The organism is Bradyrhizobium sp. 14AA, from assembly GCF_054185205.1.
In genome coordinates, this window is the sequence record NZ_JAVAYM010000005.1 from 1 (window position 1) to 16,045 (window position 16,045).

The 16,045-nt window shown below is 64.5% G+C and carries 15 protein-coding genes; 8 read left to right on the forward strand and 7 right to left on the reverse strand.

Annotation, left to right across the window (positions count from 1 at the left end):
* Nucleotides 1-275: 275 nt before the first annotated feature.
* Both fghA and RAD15_RS11655 read right to left on the reverse strand, forming a co-directional pair.
* Nucleotides 276-1,121 (reverse strand): S-formylglutathione hydrolase, encoded by an 846-nt coding sequence (gene fghA / locus RAD15_RS11650; RefSeq protein ID WP_458177414.1) that lies wholly within the window; start codon nucleotides 1,119-1,121, stop codon nucleotides 276-278.
* Between the two features lie 78 nt (nucleotides 1,122-1,199).
* Nucleotides 1,200-1,820 (reverse strand): response regulator, encoded by a 621-nt coding sequence (locus tag RAD15_RS11655; protein ID WP_458177416.1) that lies wholly within the window; start codon nucleotides 1,818-1,820, stop codon nucleotides 1,200-1,202.
* A gap of 143 nt (nucleotides 1,821-1,963) precedes the next feature.
* Between RAD15_RS11655 and RAD15_RS11660 the strand changes: the two genes are divergently transcribed.
* Nucleotides 1,964-3,322 carry a histidine kinase gene (locus tag RAD15_RS11660; protein WP_458177418.1) on the forward strand — a complete coding sequence of 453 codons (1,359 nt, stop codon included), beginning with the start codon at nucleotides 1,964-1,966 and terminating at the stop codon, nucleotides 3,320-3,322.
* 164 nt (nucleotides 3,323-3,486) lie between these two features.
* Entirely contained in the window at nucleotides 3,487-5,967 is a 2,481-nt protein-coding gene (locus tag RAD15_RS11665; RefSeq protein WP_458177420.1) for a TonB-dependent receptor, read from the forward strand.
* 65 nt (nucleotides 5,968-6,032) lie between these two features.
* Here RAD15_RS11665 and RAD15_RS11670 read toward each other — a convergent pair whose 3' ends face one another.
* From RAD15_RS11670 to RAD15_RS11680, 3 genes are all read right to left on the reverse strand, one after another.
* On the reverse strand, nucleotides 6,033-6,950 hold the full coding sequence (locus tag RAD15_RS11670; protein ID WP_458177422.1) for an MBL fold metallo-hydrolase: 918 nt from the start codon (nucleotides 6,948-6,950) through the stop codon (nucleotides 6,033-6,035).
* Nucleotides 6,951-7,040: 90 nt separating this feature from the next.
* Nucleotides 7,041-8,246, reverse strand: a complete 1,206-nt coding sequence (locus tag RAD15_RS11675) for an NAD(P)/FAD-dependent oxidoreductase (RefSeq protein ID WP_458177424.1) — start codon at nucleotides 8,244-8,246, stop codon at nucleotides 7,041-7,043.
* Nucleotides 8,247-8,766: 520 nt separating this feature from the next.
* Nucleotides 8,767-9,708 carry a helix-turn-helix transcriptional regulator gene (locus tag RAD15_RS11680; protein ID WP_458177426.1) on the reverse strand — a complete coding sequence of 314 codons (942 nt, stop codon included), beginning with the start codon at nucleotides 9,706-9,708 and terminating at the stop codon, nucleotides 8,767-8,769.
* Between the two features lie 304 nt (nucleotides 9,709-10,012).
* Here RAD15_RS11680 and RAD15_RS11685 point away from each other — a divergent pair, with 304 nt between their 5' ends.
* The 4 genes from RAD15_RS11685 (at nucleotide 10,013) to RAD15_RS11700 (ending at nucleotide 11,625) form a co-directional block, all read left to right on the forward strand.
* Nucleotides 10,013-10,375 carry a hypothetical protein gene (locus tag RAD15_RS11685; RefSeq protein ID WP_458177428.1) on the forward strand — a complete coding sequence of 121 codons (363 nt, stop codon included), beginning with the start codon at nucleotides 10,013-10,015 and terminating at the stop codon, nucleotides 10,373-10,375.
* Between the two features lie 167 nt (nucleotides 10,376-10,542).
* Complete coding sequence (locus tag RAD15_RS11690) at nucleotides 10,543-10,800, forward strand: hypothetical protein (RefSeq protein ID WP_458177430.1); 258 nt, start codon at nucleotides 10,543-10,545, stop codon at nucleotides 10,798-10,800.
* A gap of 188 nt (nucleotides 10,801-10,988) precedes the next feature.
* Nucleotides 10,989-11,156 carry a hypothetical protein gene (locus tag RAD15_RS11695; protein WP_458177432.1) on the forward strand — a complete coding sequence of 56 codons (168 nt, stop codon included), beginning with the start codon at nucleotides 10,989-10,991 and terminating at the stop codon, nucleotides 11,154-11,156.
* Between the two features lie 61 nt (nucleotides 11,157-11,217).
* The gene (locus RAD15_RS11700) at nucleotides 11,218-11,625 is read left to right on the forward strand and encodes a hypothetical protein (RefSeq protein WP_458177434.1); all 408 of its coding nucleotides are present in this window, start codon (nucleotides 11,218-11,220) and stop codon (nucleotides 11,623-11,625) included.
* A 255-nt stretch (nucleotides 11,626-11,880) separates the two neighbouring features.
* Here the strand turns inward: RAD15_RS11700 and RAD15_RS11705 are convergent, their stop codons facing one another.
* Complete coding sequence (locus RAD15_RS11705) at nucleotides 11,881-12,006, reverse strand: hypothetical protein (protein WP_458177436.1); 126 nt, start codon at nucleotides 12,004-12,006, stop codon at nucleotides 11,881-11,883.
* Nucleotides 12,007-12,158: 152 nt separating this feature from the next.
* Here RAD15_RS11705 and RAD15_RS11710 point away from each other — a divergent pair, with 152 nt between their 5' ends.
* Entirely contained in the window at nucleotides 12,159-13,622 is a 1,464-nt protein-coding gene (locus tag RAD15_RS11710) for a GH1 family beta-glucosidase (RefSeq protein WP_458177438.1), read from the forward strand.
* Nucleotides 13,623-13,708: 86 nt separating this feature from the next.
* Here the strand turns inward: RAD15_RS11710 and RAD15_RS11715 are convergent, their stop codons facing one another.
* Complete coding sequence (locus RAD15_RS11715) at nucleotides 13,709-14,002, reverse strand: hypothetical protein (RefSeq protein ID WP_458177440.1); 294 nt, start codon at nucleotides 14,000-14,002, stop codon at nucleotides 13,709-13,711.
* 657 nt (nucleotides 14,003-14,659) lie between these two features.
* Between RAD15_RS11715 and RAD15_RS11720 the strand changes: the two genes are divergently transcribed.
* A complete protein-coding gene (locus tag RAD15_RS11720) occupies nucleotides 14,660-15,892 on the forward strand; it encodes an acetyl-CoA C-acetyltransferase (RefSeq protein ID WP_458177442.1) in 1,233 nt (410 codons plus the stop codon).
* Nucleotides 15,893-16,045: the final 153 nt, after the last annotated feature.

The following is a 16,045-nucleotide window of genomic DNA, read 5'->3' on the forward strand; positions in this document are numbered from 1 at the left end:
TGGCGCCGGCGCCCTTCGGCATCAGCGCTTCCACAAAGCTCGGCTGTCCTGTCCGCTTCACCGCCATCGTCATTCCCCCAAGGCTTTGCCCTAGGGAATCACAACTGGCGGATTACGCAACAGGCCCCTTGTGGGAGAGGGTGGCTCGCCGCGTAGCGGCGAGACGGGTGAGGGGTCTCTCTCCGCGCGTCCAACTCTCACTTGATCTCGCTGTGAGATACCCCTCATCCGGCGCTTCGCGCCACCTTCTCCCACAAGGGGAGAAGGAAGAAAGATCACCCCTTCAATCTCTCCGCATGCCAGTGCAGATGATCGCCCATGAAGGTCGAGATGAAATAATAGCTGTGGTCGTAGCCCGGTTGCCGCCGCAGGGTCAGCGGGATGTTGGCCTTGGTGCAGGCGGCTTGCAGCAGCTCCGGCTTGAGCTGCTCCTTCAGGAAATTATCGGCCTCGCCGACGTCGACCAGGAAGCCTGAATACTTCGCACCGTCCTCGATCAGCGCCACGGTGTCGTGGCTGCGCCACGCATCCTTGTTCGGGCCGAGATAGCCGGTCAGCGCCTTGGTGCCCCAGGGCACCTGAGACGGCGCCACGATCGGCGCGAAGGCACTGGCCGCGCGATAGCGGTGCGGGTTGCGTAGCGCTACGGTCAGCGCACCGTGGCCGCCCATCGAATGGCCCATCACCGATTGCCGCTTTGCATCGACGGGAAAATTTCCCGCCACGAGCTTGGGCAGCTCGTCGGTGACATAGCTCCACATGCGGTAGTTGCGCGCGAACGGCTCTTGCGTCGCGTCGACATAGAAGCCGGCGCCGAGGCCGAAATCATAGGCGTTGTTGGCATCGCCGGGCACGTCGGGCCCGCGCGGTGAGGTGTCGGGTGCGACGAAGATCAGGCCGAGCTCGGCGCAGGCTTTGCGGAATTCGCCCTTCTCGGTGACGTTGGCATGGGTGCAGGTCAGCCCGGAGAGGTACCAGACCACGGGCAGCTTCGCGCCATCCGCATGCGGGGGAACATAGACCGAGAACACCATGTCGGTTCCGGTCGCCTGGCTCGCATGGCGATAGACGCCCTGCACGCCGCCGTAGGATTTGTTGGTCGAGACAGTCTGAATCGTCATGCCTTAAGCTCCAGTGGCATCTAACCACATCAACATTGCAACGCTTGTGTGACCGAATTCGTGGCGGCTGACCGCGCGTCAGGCGACGCCGCTGTCGATCGCCAGCCGCACCAGCTCGACCGAGGTTTTCACCCCGAGCTTCTGGCGCATGATCGAGGAGGTGTTGGCCACCGTCTTGTAGGACGACTGCACCAGCCATGCGATCTCGGACAGGCTCTTGCCGGCGCTGAGCAGCCGCAGGATCTCGATCTCGCGCGCGTTCAGCTTCGACAGCGGGCTTTGCGCCAGCGCCGGCCCGGCGAAGGCGATGCTGCGCGCGATCGCGCTCGGCAGATAGGTGCCGCCGCTGCCGACGGTGCGGATCGCCTCGACGAGGTCGTCGGGGTCGCCGGTCTTGGAGACGTAGCCCTTGGCGCCGCATTCGATCGCGCGTGCGGCGAAAGCAGGGTCGTCGTTCATGCTGAACATGATGATACGGGCCTCGGGCGCGCGCTCGAGGATGCGGCGCGCCAGCTCGAAGCCGGAGACGGTCGGCAGGTTGATGTCGATGATCGAGAGGTCGGGGCGCTCGACGATGAAGACGCATTCGCCGTCCTCGGCGTCGGCGGCCTCCAAAATCTCGATCTCGCCCTCGTCGGCCAGCACGGCACGGCAGCCGGAAGCCACGATGGGATGATCGTCGACGATCAGAATGCGCATAGGCGTTTCCTCGGGACAGCGCCGGCCTGTTTCGCGCCCGGCCGGGATTGCTGTACGCTTTCGATTAGATATCGGGCGCTTTGGGTCTGTCAACGTCGTGGGACAGGCACCGGCAAAACCTTCGCGGGGCACAGGCGACACCAATGTGGCAGAATCTATCCTTGCGCGGGCGCATCAACCTGCTGCTGGCGCTGCTGCTGGCGCTGGGCCTCGCCGTCAACATCGGCCGCCAGGTCGCGGAGGCCGGGCCGCGCGTGCAGGCCGAGGACCAGAGCGTGATCCGGCTCGCGCGCGAATTCATCGGGACGATCGTTGCCGATCTCAACGAGGCGCCCGATCCGGATGCGAGATTGAACCAGATCGTGCGCGATCTCAGCCGTCTGCGCCACGTCGGCATTACGCTTCGGGACGCCGGCGGCAATCCGCTGACGCCGCCCAGGGCCGATGCCGATGGCGACACGCGCGGGCCGCCGGTCTGGTTCGTCAGCCTGGTTCATCCCGAGCAGACCGCGGTCAGCGTGCCGGTCTCGATCCACGGCAAGCCCGGCTCGCTCCTGATCACCTCGCATCCCGACGACGAGATCGCCGAGATCTGGGACGGTATCGTGACCCAGCTCGAGGTCGGCTCGGTGGTCGCGCTCGCGCTGTTCCTGGTGATGATGAACGTGGTCGGCCGGGCGCTGGCGCCGCTGCAGTCCCTGGCGGACGTGATGGCCGAGCTCGAAGACGGGCGCTATCAGGCCCGCGTCACGCCGGGCGGCGCGCCGGAGCTTGCCGCGATCTGCACCAAGCTCAACCATCTCGCCGCGACCCTTGGTGCGGCGGTCGAGGACAAGCGGCGCCTTGCGGAGCGCGCGGTGTCGCTCCAGGACGTCGAGCGCAAGGAGATCGCACGCGAGCTCCATGACGAGTTCGGGCCGTATCTGTTCTCGCTGCGCGCCCATGCGAGCGCGCTGGCGAAGCAGGCGGATGGGCGCGTCCCGAACGCGGACGCCGTGCGGAAACACGGCAGCGCCATGCTCGAGCAGATCAACGCGCTCCAGCAGTTCAATCGCCGCGTGCTGGAGCGCCTCCGGCCCGTCGGCCTTGCCGAGCTCGGCCTGCGCCAGGCGCTCGAATCGCTGTCGCGGCTGTGGCGGGAGTCGCATCCCGACGTCGCCATCGAAACCGTGATCTCGCCCGCGCTTGGCGTCACAGGCGAGACCGCCGACCTCACCATCTACCGCATCGTGCAGGAGGCGCTCACCAACGTGTTCCGCCACGCCGGTGCGACCTCGGTCAATGTCGTCATCGAACCGGCGGGGGAGGCGGCGCGCGACGGCCGCCTCTGCGCCCGGGTGCGGATCAGCGACAATGGCCGCGGCATGGAGCCGGGCCGGAAGCTCGGCTTCGGCCTCGTCGGCATGCGCGAGCGGATATTGGCGTTGGGCGGCACGCTCAACGTGGTCTCCGGCGACGGCGGCGTGACCGTGGAGGCGTTGGTTCCGACGGCGTCGGCCTGATCGCGGGAAGGTGGATCGGGAATAATTCCCGATTTCGTCGGGAAAACGGGAGCGGATATTGCCCGACCTTTTGTGGCTGGCGCGCGAGCTTCTGCCGATTACACTCGTCTCGATCGAACGGCGAAAATCAAAACAGCCGGCGGTCGTGGTTGGGAAGGCAGGGGATGGGCAAGGGTCTTTTGGGCAAGCGCTTCTTATTCAAGCGTCGTTTGATGATGGCCTCGGTTTCGACCGGGCTGGTGTCTGGACTGGTCTTCGCGACCCCCGCCGGGGCCGCGCAGGACGAGGAGACCAACGTCCAGAACCTGCCGCCGGTCGAGGTGACGGCGCCGCCGTCGACGGCGAGGCGCATCGCGCCATCGCGGCCGGTCGCGCGCGTGGCGGGAGCACCCTCGTCCCGCCCCAAGACGCGCATTTACGTCTACCCGACGGCGCCGGGCATCGGCAGAGGCCTCGACGTCGACAAGGTTCCCTCATCGGTCAACGCGGTCGATGCCAGCCAGATCAAGCGCACCGGCTCGCTGAACGTCACCGACGCACTGCGTGACAACATTGCCGGCGTCAACATCAGCGAAGTCACCGGCAATCCATTCCAGCCGGATGTCGAATTCCGCGGGTTTGTCGCCTCGCCGGTGACGGGCACGCCGCAGGGCCTTGCGGTGTACCAGAACGGCGTTCGCATCAACGAAGCCTTCTCGGATGCCGTCAACTGGGACCTGATCCCGACCGCCGCGATCAGGTCGGTGACGCTGGTGACCAACAATCCCGTCTTCGGCCTCAACGCACTCGGCGGCGCCATCAACCTGCAAATGAAGGACGGCTTCACCTATCAGGGCGCCGAGATCGACATGATGGGCGGCTCGTTCGGCCGCGTCCAGGGGTCGGCGCAATGGGGCAAGCAGGTCGACAAGAACTACGGCGTCTATGCCGCGCTCGAAGGCCTGCGTGACAACGGTTTCCGCAATTTTTCCCAATCGACCGTGCGGCGCTTCTACAGCGACGTCGGCTACAAGGCCGGGGACAGTGAATTCCATGCCAACATGGGCGTCGCCAAGAACGATTTTGGCGCCAGCGCCACCGTTCCGGCCGAGCTGCTCGACAAATATTGGGGCGCGACCTACACCACGCCGCAGACCACCTCCAACCGCGTCGGCTATCTCAACCTGACCGGAAAGGTGGACGCGACGCCGACCTGGACGCTCGAAGGCACCGCCCATGTGCGCCGGTACGAGCAGAAGCTCGTCGACGGCAATCCGACCGATACGCAAGAGTGCGCCATTGCCGGGCTCTTGTGCTTTGGTGACGATACGACGCCGGCGAATGGCACGAACGGCGTGCAGCTCGCCAATCCTTTTGCTCCGGGGACCATCCTCGGCGAGATCGACCGGAGCTCGATACGTTCGACCACCTTCGGCGTATCGGGGCAGGCCACCAACACCGATCAGTTGTTCGGACACGACAACCGCTTCGTGGTGGGGGCGAGCTACGACGCCAGCGTGACGCGCTACAACGCCACCGCTGAAATCGGCTCGATCGGAGAAAATTACGTCGTCAGCGGCAGCGGTCTCTTCTTGGGCCCAACCGGCACACCGGACCCCGTGGCCGGTCCCGTCTCGCTGCGGACTGTCAACCAGTATAACGGCCTGTACGCGATGGATACGTTCAACGTCACAGAGGCCTTCGCCGTCACTGGCGGCGGCCGTTTCAACGTGGCGCGCATCACGCTGGAGGATCAGCTCGGCACCGCACTCAACGGCGATCACACCTTCACCCGCTTCAATCCGGTGATCGGCGGCACCTACAAGATCACGCCCGAGCTGACCGCCTATGCCGGCTATTCCGAGGCCAACCGCGTGCCGACGCCGCTCGAGCTCGGCTGCTCCGATCCGGCCCGTCCCTGTCTCATCGCGGCGTTTCTCGTCTCCGATCCGCCGCTCAAGCAGGTCGTGTCCAAGACCGTGGAGGCGGGCTTCCGCGGCACGAAGGAGCTGAACATCGGCACGCTCGGCTGGAAGATCGGCGGCTTCCGCGCCACCAATTACGACGACATCGTCGCCATCCCGGTCCCCGGGCGCACCGGCTTCGGCTATTTCTCCAATGTCGGGCGTACCAGGCGGCAGGGGCTCGAGGCCGAAGTGAATATCAAGTCGCCGACGCTGCAATTCCAGGCGAGCTACGCCTTCGTCGACGCGCGCTTCCTCGACGCATTGACCATCGGCTCGAACAGCCCGTTCGCCGATGCCGACGGCAACATCCAGGTCTCGCCCGGCAACCAGCTCCCCGCGATCCCGCGCCACCGCGTCAAGGTCGGCGTGGACTATGCCGTGACCGACGTCTGGAAGGTCGGCGGCAATGCGCTGTTCGTCTCCAGCCAATACCTCGTCGGCGACGAGTCCAACCAGTTTGCGAAGCTGCCGTCCTACACCGTGTTCAATCTCCACACCTCCTACCAGGTGACCAAGAACGTTCAGCTCTACGGCAAGGTCGACAACATTTTCGACAAGCGCTATGCGACCTACGGACAGTTCTTCGACCGCGAGGCCGTGCCGAACTTCACCAACGGCGGCGCGGAGTTCACCGACCCGCGCTCGCTGAGCCCGGCAAGGCCGCGCGCGTTCTATGCAGGCATGCGGGTGACGTTTTGAGTTGCGCTAAGTGCTGACGCTTCCTTCTCCCACAAGAGGAGAAGGAAGCGTAGCGCGCGCTCGGCTCAATAGTCCCAGAACACCGGCACCCAGCGGAAGGCATCGCCGTCGACCGCGACGCGGCCGACCGACGGGAACGGCAGGTGTGTGGCCACCAGCATCTCGCCGGTCTTGGCAAGCTCCCGCAAAAGACGGATGCGAACGCGCGCGGCTTCCTCCGGGTCGTGCTCGAAACCGTTGTGCCAATCGGGCTGCTCGAACCCGACCGCAAACACGGCGTCGCCGGCAAATGTCAGCGCGTCGTCGCCCGACGCCACGCGAACCACGCTGTGTCCGGGGGTGTGACCGCCGGTGCGGCGGACCACGACGCCGGGCGCAACCTCGTGCTCCTGATCGAATTGCCGCAGGTGATCGCGGTACTCGTTCACGAACCGCCTGGCGGCCGATCGAAGTGCGTCCGGAAATCCCGGCGGCATGGCGGTGTGGGAGAAATCAGGCGCCTCCCAGAATTTGACCTCGGCGGCCGCGACGTGGATCCGCAGGTCTTTACGCAACCGCTCCTTCACCCCGTCGACGAGCAGCCCGCCGATGTGGTCCATGTGCAGGTGGGTCAGCACCAGATCGGTCACGGACGCAAGATCGATGCCGGCGGCCTCCAGTCGCCTGCTCAACTGCCCGGCCCGCGGCAGGTGCAGGTTCGGGTCGGACCCCAGGCCAGCGTCGATGAGGATGGTCTTGTCGCCGCTGCGGACCATGACCGCATTCAGCGCCCAGTCGAAAGCGTCCGGCGGCAGGAACATGTCATGCAGCCAGGCCGCCCGGACGGCCGGGTCGGCGTTGTGCGCCAGCATGGTGGTCGGCAGCGGCAGCACGCCGTCGCTGACCACCAGCACGTCGATGTCGCCGATCCTCACGGCGTAGCGTGACGGCACGAGCTCTTCGGGTTTCGATGTCGCGGGATATGAGGTGTTGTGCAGGTTCATGTCCGTCTCCTGTTTCATGTCAGAGGCTCCCGGTTCGTTCTGGTTCGAGCGGGCCGCGCAACCGGCGCGCGGCCGTCGTCGTTCCGTGCGTCAGAGGCTGGTCACGCGTTCCGGATCGGCCGAGGCGAGCGCCGCGGCACGCTCCGCGCGGGGCGGGTAGATCCAGACCGTGTTGATCTCCTGCTTGGTCTTCTTGGCGGTTTCGCCGACCATCTCGACCTTGCGTTCCCAGCCGCGCGTGAACAGCGCGCCGGCTTCGCCGAGGTCGAGGCAGGTGACGTAAGCCTTCTGGTGATAGGGCCTGGTCGGAATGCCGAGCAGGTCGGCGGCGGCATTGTTGCCGGCAAAGGCGCCCATGCGCGTGGCGTGCTGGCACGACATCAGCGCGTAATTGCCCTCGTCGTCGCAGGCGGCCCGCGCCGCATCGCCGGTCGCGAAGACACCCTGAATGCCTGGCACCCGCAGGCAGCGATCGACCAGCAATCGGCCGAAATTGTCGCGCTCGGCGGGTATCTGCGTCGTCAAGGGAGCCGCACGAATGCCCGCTGCCCAGACCACGGTCTCGGCTTCAATGTGTTCACCGGTGGACAGGGTGACGCCGGATTCGTCGAGCGCAGCGACGCCGGCGCCGAGGCGGGTTTCCACGCCGAGCTTTTGAAGGGCACTTTCGATGATGGGCCTGGGACCCGCGCCCATGTCGGGCGCGACCGCGCTGTTGCGCTCGACGATGATGATCCGTGTCTTGGCACTGGCGCCGAGGATTTTGCGAAGGCGCGCCGGCATTTCGGTGGCCGCCTCGATGCCGGTGAAGCCGCCGCCGGCGACGACGACCGTGTCGCGCCCGTTCGAAGGCGGCCGTTTGGCGAGGCCATGCAGGTGCTTGTCGAGCGCGATCGCGTCACCGAGCGTATCGACGCTGAAGCCGTGCTCGGCAAGCCCGGGAATGTTGGGGCGGAACAGGCGGCTGCCGGTGGCCACGACGAGACGGTCGTAGGACAGGGTCTTTCGCGTGCCCTTCGCCGCAGCGATCTGCACCGTTTGAATCCTGCTGTCGATTGTCTCGGCGCTGCCCTGGATGTAGTCGACGTCGATCGCCTTGAGCACGTCGAGCAGCGACGCGGTCAGCGTTTCCGGCTTCGGCTCGTAGAGCCGAGGGCGGACCACCAGCGTCGGCTCGGGTGCGATGAGCGCGATCTCGAGCTCTTCCGGCGAAACGCCCTGGATGTCGCGCAGGCGGGCGGCGGAGAGGGCGGCGTACATGCCGGCGAAGCCGGCGCCAATGATGAGCAGTCGCATGTGGTTGACTCCTGTGTTCGATTTTGGGTTCGGCTCGTTCGGGACGCACGCGCGTCGCCGTCGCCGCGCGATGTCGGCGGAGCCTGTTGCGGTTTGGCGATGGGTCGAAGAGGTGAAGCGGAGACCGTCGATGCCTTATGGCGCGGTGCAGTTCGGCAGCGAGGACAACAGCGCGGGGCCCTCACATGCTGTCTGGCAGCTTCTCTGACCCAATGGCCAGCCGCGCAGGGCCGTCGGCACCGTCGGTTGCCTGGGCCAACCCTGTCTGATCAGGATTGATGTGATGGGGGGCGCGCTTTGCGCGGTTTGTGCCGGCGCTTCTTCGGCTGTCGGCGAGGTGAAGCGCACCGTCAGTGAGAGCCCGTACACGAGCGCCGACGCGACGGCTTTCCGCCTCGGTGCAATTGCACGCTGTTTCCAGTTCATCGTTGCCTCCGTCCGTATGGTGACACTGCGATGTTTAGCGAGCCGGATCGTCGACTGCCCCATAGCGATTGCCGTCCCTGTCGCGAGATTGCTGCTAACGCATGCGCCTGCGCCAATCGCTCGGCGTTTCGCCCGTCAGCTTCCTGAACGCCGCGGCGAAGGCGGTCTGCGAGGAATAGCCGAGCGCCACGGCGATCGAGATGACCGACTCATCGTCGTCGCGCAGCATCTTCATGGCTTGCTCGAGCCGGTGCTGGCGCAGCCAGGCATGCGGCGAAAGCCCGGTGCTTTCCTTGAAGGCGCGGCAGAAGTGGAAGCGCGACAGGCCGGCGTCGGACGCCAGCGCGTCGAGGGAGACGTCCGCATCGCTGTCCGAACGCAACCGTTCGATCGCACGGAGCAGGACCTTCGGCGACAGCCCGCCCAGGGTAGGCTGGAACATGGTCGGTGAACCCGTGTGCGCAGCCAGCACGCGCGTGGCCAGCAAATCTGTCAGTTGATGCCGGAACAGCGTATCCAGCGCTCCATTGCCCTCCATCGTATCCGCCGCGCTCAGGAGCAGTCTGGACGTGATGAGGTCGGGATGCGCCGTCCGCTCCAGGAGCTCGCTCGGTTTGCTTGTGCCGGCTTCGTCAGCAACGCGTTTGAGCGTCGCATTCGGAAGATAGAGTTGAACGACATCGACAGGCTTCGGAATGTCCCATCGGGAGCTCGATCCTTCCGGAATGATGATCACGACTCCGCGACGAAACGTGCCGATCGCAACCGATTTTCCCGAGCGGCGCTCCATGCGCTGCATGACGCCGTTATACGCCATGATCACGTGGTGGCTCATGGGCTCGACGACATCGTGCAATGGGTCATGGTTCCAGTGCGCAATCCCTGCGCCGGAGGAATCCAATGCCAAGCGGGTAGGTTCGGTTCTGAGCACCCGCGCCATCTCCGCTTCGGCGGCGCGCCGCTCGGCGGTCGAGATGTTGTCGTCCGGCTGTGCGCCAGGGACGGGTGGCAGGCCCTTGTGCGAGGGATTGCGCATGAGTGCGGTGCTCCCGATCATTGCGTGGCTCCTTCTGATCGCCTCAAGCTTCAGATGGGTTGCCCGTGATTGTACGGGCCGGCGCGGGTTCTATGCGGGCGCAATGGCGCAGCGTCTTGCCTGAACCGGCTCTGCTTTGCCCGATCCTGCTCCGGGCAGGCGCGCGGTTTCACAAACGCACGACGGGGGCGCGCCGAGTTGTCGGGCGACTGAACGGAGAGGGCCGCGAGAGGAATGGAATCCGGTAAAATGGTTCGCGTCGCCGATATCCCGGACACCTTGCACAAGGTATCCCGCCTCCGGCATGATGGCCCCGGAGGCTCGCTTTACTGTGTCATTCAAAAATCCGGACGCAGTCGCTTCTATCGTTGCGGCGCTTCGGCACGTCTACGGTGACGAGGTCGCGCGACTGATGCTGGTCGAAGGCATGAGTCTCGCCAACCTGATCGACGCGATGTTTTCCGCGCCCATGACGCATCGCGAGGCCGTTCGGGCGATGACCGACGGGTTGGACGATTTTGTCATCTCTCCCGACCTCGGTCTGATGTGGCACCTCAGATACATCTATGGAGAGGAGCCCGGTTCCCTGCATGTCGTGGACATGGAGATTGCGACCCCGGACGGCACGCTGGCGAGCAAGGACGTCTGGCTTCGTCTGTCCTCTTAGAGGCGAGGCTGACATGCCGTCCCTGATGAGAGGGGACAGCGAACGAGGTCCGTATCCACCGTTGATCTATGTCAACGTCGCCATCCTCTGGTGATCACGTCATGTCGGGGCGGCCTGGGGCGGTTTCCGCTGCCTCTCGGCTCGCAAGCGCCATGGGGAGGATCATCATGCGTCTTTCAATCAAGTCCGTGACATTTGCAGGGCTTGCGGCCAGCGCCCTGCTGGGATTTGCAAGCGTCGCGCTCAGCCCGACCCCGGCCGAGGCGGTGGTGTATTGTCAGTACGTCGACTATCCCCCGAGTTGCGTGGCCAGGGCCGGCGTGGTGCTCCGCCCACGTCCCGTGGCGCGCGCTGCGGTCCGGGCCGGCACGGCGAGCGGGACCAATCTGAATGGCGGTGTCAATCGCGTTGGCGTGCGGCGGTAAAAGGCTTGTCTGCGGATGACGGCGATCGGCGGCACCGGGGTGCCTCGCCGCAAGCGGATGCATTTGCGCGCGCGGGCAAAGCTTGGCGCGGCGTTTCCTTAACCGACCGGCAACCATAGCAAATGATCCGAAAATTTTAACGAAACTGCTTGGCCCTCTGCGCGTCGGTTTGTCGGAGGGCCAGTCCGATGACAGAGCACCAGTTGAGAGAGCAGGAATTCCGGATCGCGCGTTATCGGCATTTGGAGCGGGAAGTGACCGACCCGCTTGCCGCATGTCTGCTTCACAGCATCATCGAGGAACTCGAGGCCGAATTGCGCAGGGAAAGACCGGGTTGGCACGGGCCGCGCGATTAACCCTTTCTTGGCGCTATTGATGCCAATCATTCGCGAGGGACTCTCAGGGGAGATTGCTCCCATGCTGAAGGACGGCACATATGCGGCGTGGTACAACACGCCGCTCGACCAAGGTACCGGGATCGTCCATGTCGCGGACGGCCAGATCTGGGGCCGTGACAGCCTGATGACGTATCACGGTTCCTGCAAGGTCGATGGAGACCGCTTCACCGCCACCGTCTCGACGAAGCGTCATACCGATGGACGTGCAACGGTGTTCGGCGTCGATGACGAGCTGACGCTGGATATCGAGGGAAACTGCCCCGGCAAGATCGCGACCTACACGGCGACGGCCCAACAAGTGCCGGGAATGATCCTCTATGGCACGCTCATTCTGACGGAACAGCAGCCGCCAGGGCCGGAACAGACCGAGCAGATGCCGGCGTTCAATCCCGAAAAGCTGCCAAAGTTGCCGAAGCGCTCGCGCTGATCGCGGAAGCGGCGCCGGTCCGCCGCTCGTCTCGAGCTGGCATCCTGCCGGCGACGAACCTGGCCCGCGCCCGAGACCTTCCAGGTCCGCAGGGGGGCGGCATCGCGATTGCGACTGCGCAATGACGAGTTTCGCCGCGCGATGCAACGAAACTTGTCGCGATCAAACTCTGTCCCGAATTCCAGCAAACCTCCGCCATCGATCAAAACTAGAATCGTCTCCGTGAAGCGTGGTCACGGCACGTCAGCGAGCCACTCAGCGTGCTGCCGGCGTCGGCCTTGCCATGTGTGCGAGGCAATCCTCGGAGAGCGCATGGCTGGAGACGATCGACAGCCCCTTGCCGCCTTCCTTGTCGGTGACGCGGACCGGCAGTTCGCCCATCGGCCGGGCCGGCCGAGCCGGTGCATGGTCTCGATCGCAAAGCTGCCGCCTCCGGCAATTCTGCATCCTCAGCCCTCGGCTCGCCCGCTTTTCAAACGGCCCGCGACTCGCCATTGTGCGCCCGCAACAGGGCCGGAAGCGGAGAAGCATCAATGTCGGACAAGGTCTCGCGTCGCCAGTTTGCGAAACTCGCGGGGCTGTCCGCAGCCGGGCTGACGGGGCCGCTCGATGCAGCCGAGGCCAAGCCGGTATCGGCGCCGCGCGGCGGAAGCGGCTTTCCCACGGGCTTTGTCTGGGGCACGGCGACCTCGTCCTACCAGGTCGAGGGCGCGGTCAACGAGGACGGGCGAGGGGCCTCGATCTGGGACAAGTTCGTGCGCATCCCCGGCAAGATCGAGGACGGCACCAATGGCGACCGCGCCAATGAGCATTATCATCGCTACAAGGAGGACATCGGACTCATCAAGGAGCTCGGCTGCAAGGCGTACCGCTTCTCGGTGGCCTGGCCGCGGGTGTTTCCTGATGGTGACGGCAAGCCGAACCCGAAGGGGCTCGACTTCTACAACCGCCTCGTGGACGAACTGCTGAAGAATGGCATCGAGCCGTGGCTGACGCTCTATCACTGGGACCTGCCGCAATCGCTCCAGGACCGTTTTGGTGGCTGGCGCTCGACGGAGACCTGTAAGATCTTTGGCGACTATGCGGCCTATGTCGCCGAGCGCCTGACCGATCGCGTCAAGAACGTGTTCACGCTGAACGAGAGCGGCCGCTTCGTCCATTTCGGCTACGGCATCGGCATCGACGCGCCGGGCGTGACGCTGCCGCAAGCGGAGGTCAACCAGATCAGGCACAACAGCGCGCTCGCGCACGGGCTCGCGGTGCAGGCGGTGCGCGCCCATGGCCGCCGCGGCACCAGGGTGGGGCCGGCGGAGAACATCGATGCCTGCGCGCCCGCGATCGACACGCCGGAGAACGTCCGTGCCGCCGAGATCGCACTGCGCGAGATGAATGCCGGCTATCTCAACGTCATCATGACGGGCCAGTACACCGACGCCTTCCTGAAATTTGCGGGGAGCAAGGCGCCGAAATACACCGATGCGGAGTTGAAGATCATCTCCTCGCCGGTCGATTTCCTCGGCCTCAACATCTACGCGCCGCAGAACTACGTGGTGGCCTCCGACCACGGCGCGGGCTTCATGCCGCTGCCGATCCCGAAATCGTTCCCGCACATGAATTCGGACTGGCTGCGCATCGGTCCCGAGACGATGTACTGGGTGCCGAAGCTCGCTGCGAAGATCTGGAAGACGGACGCAATCTATATCAGCGAGAACGGCACGTCCGGCGACGACGTCGTCACGCCCGACGGCAAGATCTACGACACCGACCGCATCATGTATTTGCGCAACTATCTGTCACAGCTCCAGCGCGCCACCGCCGAGGGCGTGCCGGTGCGCGGCTACTTCCTCTGGAGCCTGATGGACAATTTCGAATGGGTGTTCGGGCTCAACAAGCGCTTTGGGCTCTACCACGTCAATTTCGACACCCAGGTCCGCACGCCAAAGCTCAGCGCCAGCTTCTACCGCAACGTCATCGCGAAGAACGCGGCAGGGGCGTGATCGGACAATTCTCCCTCTCCCCGTTTCTTACGGGGAGAGGATCGGGTGAGGGGCCGCGTGGGGCGCCAACTGGATCGTCAGAAAGACTAGAGGCATTCTCCCTTCGTCGGATCCACAGATCTTTCAAGCCGTTCGCGGAACGTTGCTTCTCTCTGCAGGAGTTCCTGCAACATCCCCTTCAAAACGAGGTACTCTGGCAGCTTACAAAACCCCTTCGCGACTTCCTCTCGTGCACGCAGGCTCCGAACTTGATCATAGTCGGCGGCGATTTTTTCGTTGTCCAATTTTGTGTTTTCGTTGATGAATCGTTTCAAGGTCGCGCGGAATTCCTGATAAGTATGCTCACTCTTGCGATCGAGCGTGTCTTCACAAAGAACCATGGCCTCTCGGGCAGACGTCATAATCTCATAGACACACGTCAAACTCATTTCCCCCCCCCAATTGCCCCGGACGGCCATAGTATGGTCATCGACAGGACCAGAAATCTCGCTCCTGCGCAGACCTCTCGATATAAGATGCCAAAGGTTCGCATTGTCGTCTCATGGGTATGGTCGGGTACGGTGATACATAATCCCCGGTGTCCCAAAATTCCAACCGAGAATGGGTGGGATTTTTTCCGCCAGAGCTGAGGATGGCACCCGCCGCCGCACTGTTAGAGTTGGGGCCCCCGGCAGGGTCATACAATGGCGCGACATATTTGCTTGCGTTACGGTGACAGCGTTGCGGTGACAGTGCTGGACTGCACCATAGCTCCACAATTTAGACTTCAATTCAGACTTGCTGCTCGTGAAGCTGGAGCATCAGTCCTTATCCTTAAGGGCTGGTCCGCGCAGATCCGAGTGGTCGTGTCATTCGTCGTGCCAACTATCCGTATGACGGAAATTTCGACGGCTGCCAGGGACACTTTGACGGCCTGGTCGGAATGATGCTGCCGGCAGTATGAGCCTTTTGATAAGCGCTTTTCGGCACACCGATTGACTCCCTTCTCCCCCTGATTCAAAACCGTCCTCAACACCCATAACAAGAGGACAACGCCAATGGCTGACGCGCTGATCATCGATGCCTGCCGGACCCCGCGGGGTGTCGGCAAGGCCGGCAAGGGAGCACTCTCGGGCATCCATCCGCAGCAGCTGGGCGCAACGGTGCTGCGCGCACTCGCTGATCGCACCGGCATCAATACCGCCGACGTCGACGACATCGTCTGGGGCTGCAGCGCGCAGGTCGCGACGCAAAGCGGCGATCTCGGCCGCATGTCGGCGCTCGATGCCGGCTACGACGTGCGCGCCAGCGCCGTGACGCTCGACCGCTTCTGCGGCTCCGGCATCACCAGCGTCAACATGGCGGCGAGCTCGATCATGGCGGGCGCCGAGGACCTCGTCATCGCCGGCGGCTGCGAGATGATGTCGATGGAGGGACGCCGCGGCGGCGGTCCGATGATGATGGACGGCGGCAATCTGCGCCTGCGCGCGCGGCATCCGCAGTCGCATCAGGGCGTCTGCGCCGACGCGATCGCGACGCTGGAAGGCATCACGCGTGGGGACGTCGATGCGCTCGGGCTGGAGAGCCAGAAGCGCGCCGCGCATGCGATCGCGAACGGCCATTTCAAGAAGAGCCTCGTGCCCGTCCATCGCGAGGACGGCAGCCTCGCGCTCGACCACGAGGAGTATCCGCGGCCGCAGACCACGATGGAGGGCCTCAGCGCCCTCAAGCCTGCATTTCCCGCCATCGCCGACTATGCGCTCGACGACAAGGGCACGACCTATCGCGGCCTGATCCTGCAAAAATATCCGGACCTGAATATCGACTTCATGCACCACGCCGGCAATTCCTCCGGCGTCGTCGACGGTGCCGCCGCGATCCTGCTGGCCTCGCCCGCTTACGCCAGGGCGCATGGCCTGAAGCCGCGCGCCCGCGTGGTGGCGATGGCGAACATGGGTGACTCGCCGACCCTGATGCTGAACGCGCCGGTGCCGGCGACGCGCAAGGTGCTGGCGAAGGCGGGGTTGACTGTCGACGACATCGACCTGTTCGAGATCAACGAGGCCTTTGCGGTCGTTGCGGAAAGATACATCCGCGATCTCAAGCTCGACCGCGCCAAGGTCAACGTCAATGGCGGCTCGATCGCGCTCGGCCATCCCATCGGCGCGACCGGCTCGATCCTGATCGGCACCGTGCTCGACGAGCTCGAACGCCGCGACTTGAGGCGCGGCCTCGTCACCATGTGTGCCGCCGGCGGCATGGCGCCGGCCGTCATCATCGAGCGCGTCTAGCTGCCTTCTCTTCACCTCTCCCCGCAAAAACGGGGAGAAAAAGCGGCTGTGGTGCGATCCAACCCTTATTTTTCAGGGTGAATCGCGTGCGGTCGTTCGGTCGTCGCTTGTCGAAAGCGGCGAATCAGCTTTAGCAAGGTTGCGTGCGGGCCT

Excerpts from the sequence above, each read along its gene's own strand:
- fghA (WP_458177414.1), bottom strand. The coding sequence starts at position 1,121 with ATGACGATTCAGACTGTCTCGACCAACAAATCCTACGGCGGCGTGCAG.
- RAD15_RS11655 (WP_458177416.1), bottom strand. The coding sequence starts at position 1,820 with ATGCGCATTCTGATCGTCGACGATCATCCCATCGTGGCTTCCGGCTGC.
- RAD15_RS11660 (WP_458177418.1), top strand. The coding sequence starts at position 1,964 with ATGTGGCAGAATCTATCCTTGCGCGGGCGCATCAACCTGCTGCTGGCG.
- RAD15_RS11665 (WP_458177420.1), top strand. The coding sequence starts at position 3,487 with ATGGGCAAGGGTCTTTTGGGCAAGCGCTTCTTATTCAAGCGTCGTTTG.
- RAD15_RS11670 (WP_458177422.1), bottom strand. The coding sequence starts at position 6,950 with ATGAACCTGCACAACACCTCATATCCCGCGACATCGAAACCCGAAGAG.
- RAD15_RS11675 (WP_458177424.1), bottom strand. The coding sequence starts at position 8,246 with ATGCGACTGCTCATCATTGGCGCCGGCTTCGCCGGCATGTACGCCGCC.
- RAD15_RS11680 (WP_458177426.1), bottom strand. The coding sequence starts at position 9,708 with ATGCGCAATCCCTCGCACAAGGGCCTGCCACCCGTCCCTGGCGCACAG.
- RAD15_RS11685 (WP_458177428.1), top strand. The coding sequence starts at position 10,013 with ATGATGGCCCCGGAGGCTCGCTTTACTGTGTCATTCAAAAATCCGGAC.
- RAD15_RS11690 (WP_458177430.1), top strand. The coding sequence starts at position 10,543 with ATGCGTCTTTCAATCAAGTCCGTGACATTTGCAGGGCTTGCGGCCAGC.
- RAD15_RS11695 (WP_458177432.1), top strand. The coding sequence starts at position 10,989 with ATGACAGAGCACCAGTTGAGAGAGCAGGAATTCCGGATCGCGCGTTAT.
- RAD15_RS11700 (WP_458177434.1), top strand. The coding sequence starts at position 11,218 with ATGCTGAAGGACGGCACATATGCGGCGTGGTACAACACGCCGCTCGAC.
- RAD15_RS11705 (WP_458177436.1), bottom strand. The coding sequence starts at position 12,006 with ATGGGCGAACTGCCGGTCCGCGTCACCGACAAGGAAGGCGGCAAGGGG.
- RAD15_RS11710 (WP_458177438.1), top strand. The coding sequence starts at position 12,159 with ATGTCGGACAAGGTCTCGCGTCGCCAGTTTGCGAAACTCGCGGGGCTG.
- RAD15_RS11715 (WP_458177440.1), bottom strand. The coding sequence starts at position 14,002 with ATGGTTCTTTGTGAAGACACGCTCGATCGCAAGAGTGAGCATACTTAT.
- RAD15_RS11720 (WP_458177442.1), top strand. The coding sequence starts at position 14,660 with ATGGCTGACGCGCTGATCATCGATGCCTGCCGGACCCCGCGGGGTGTC.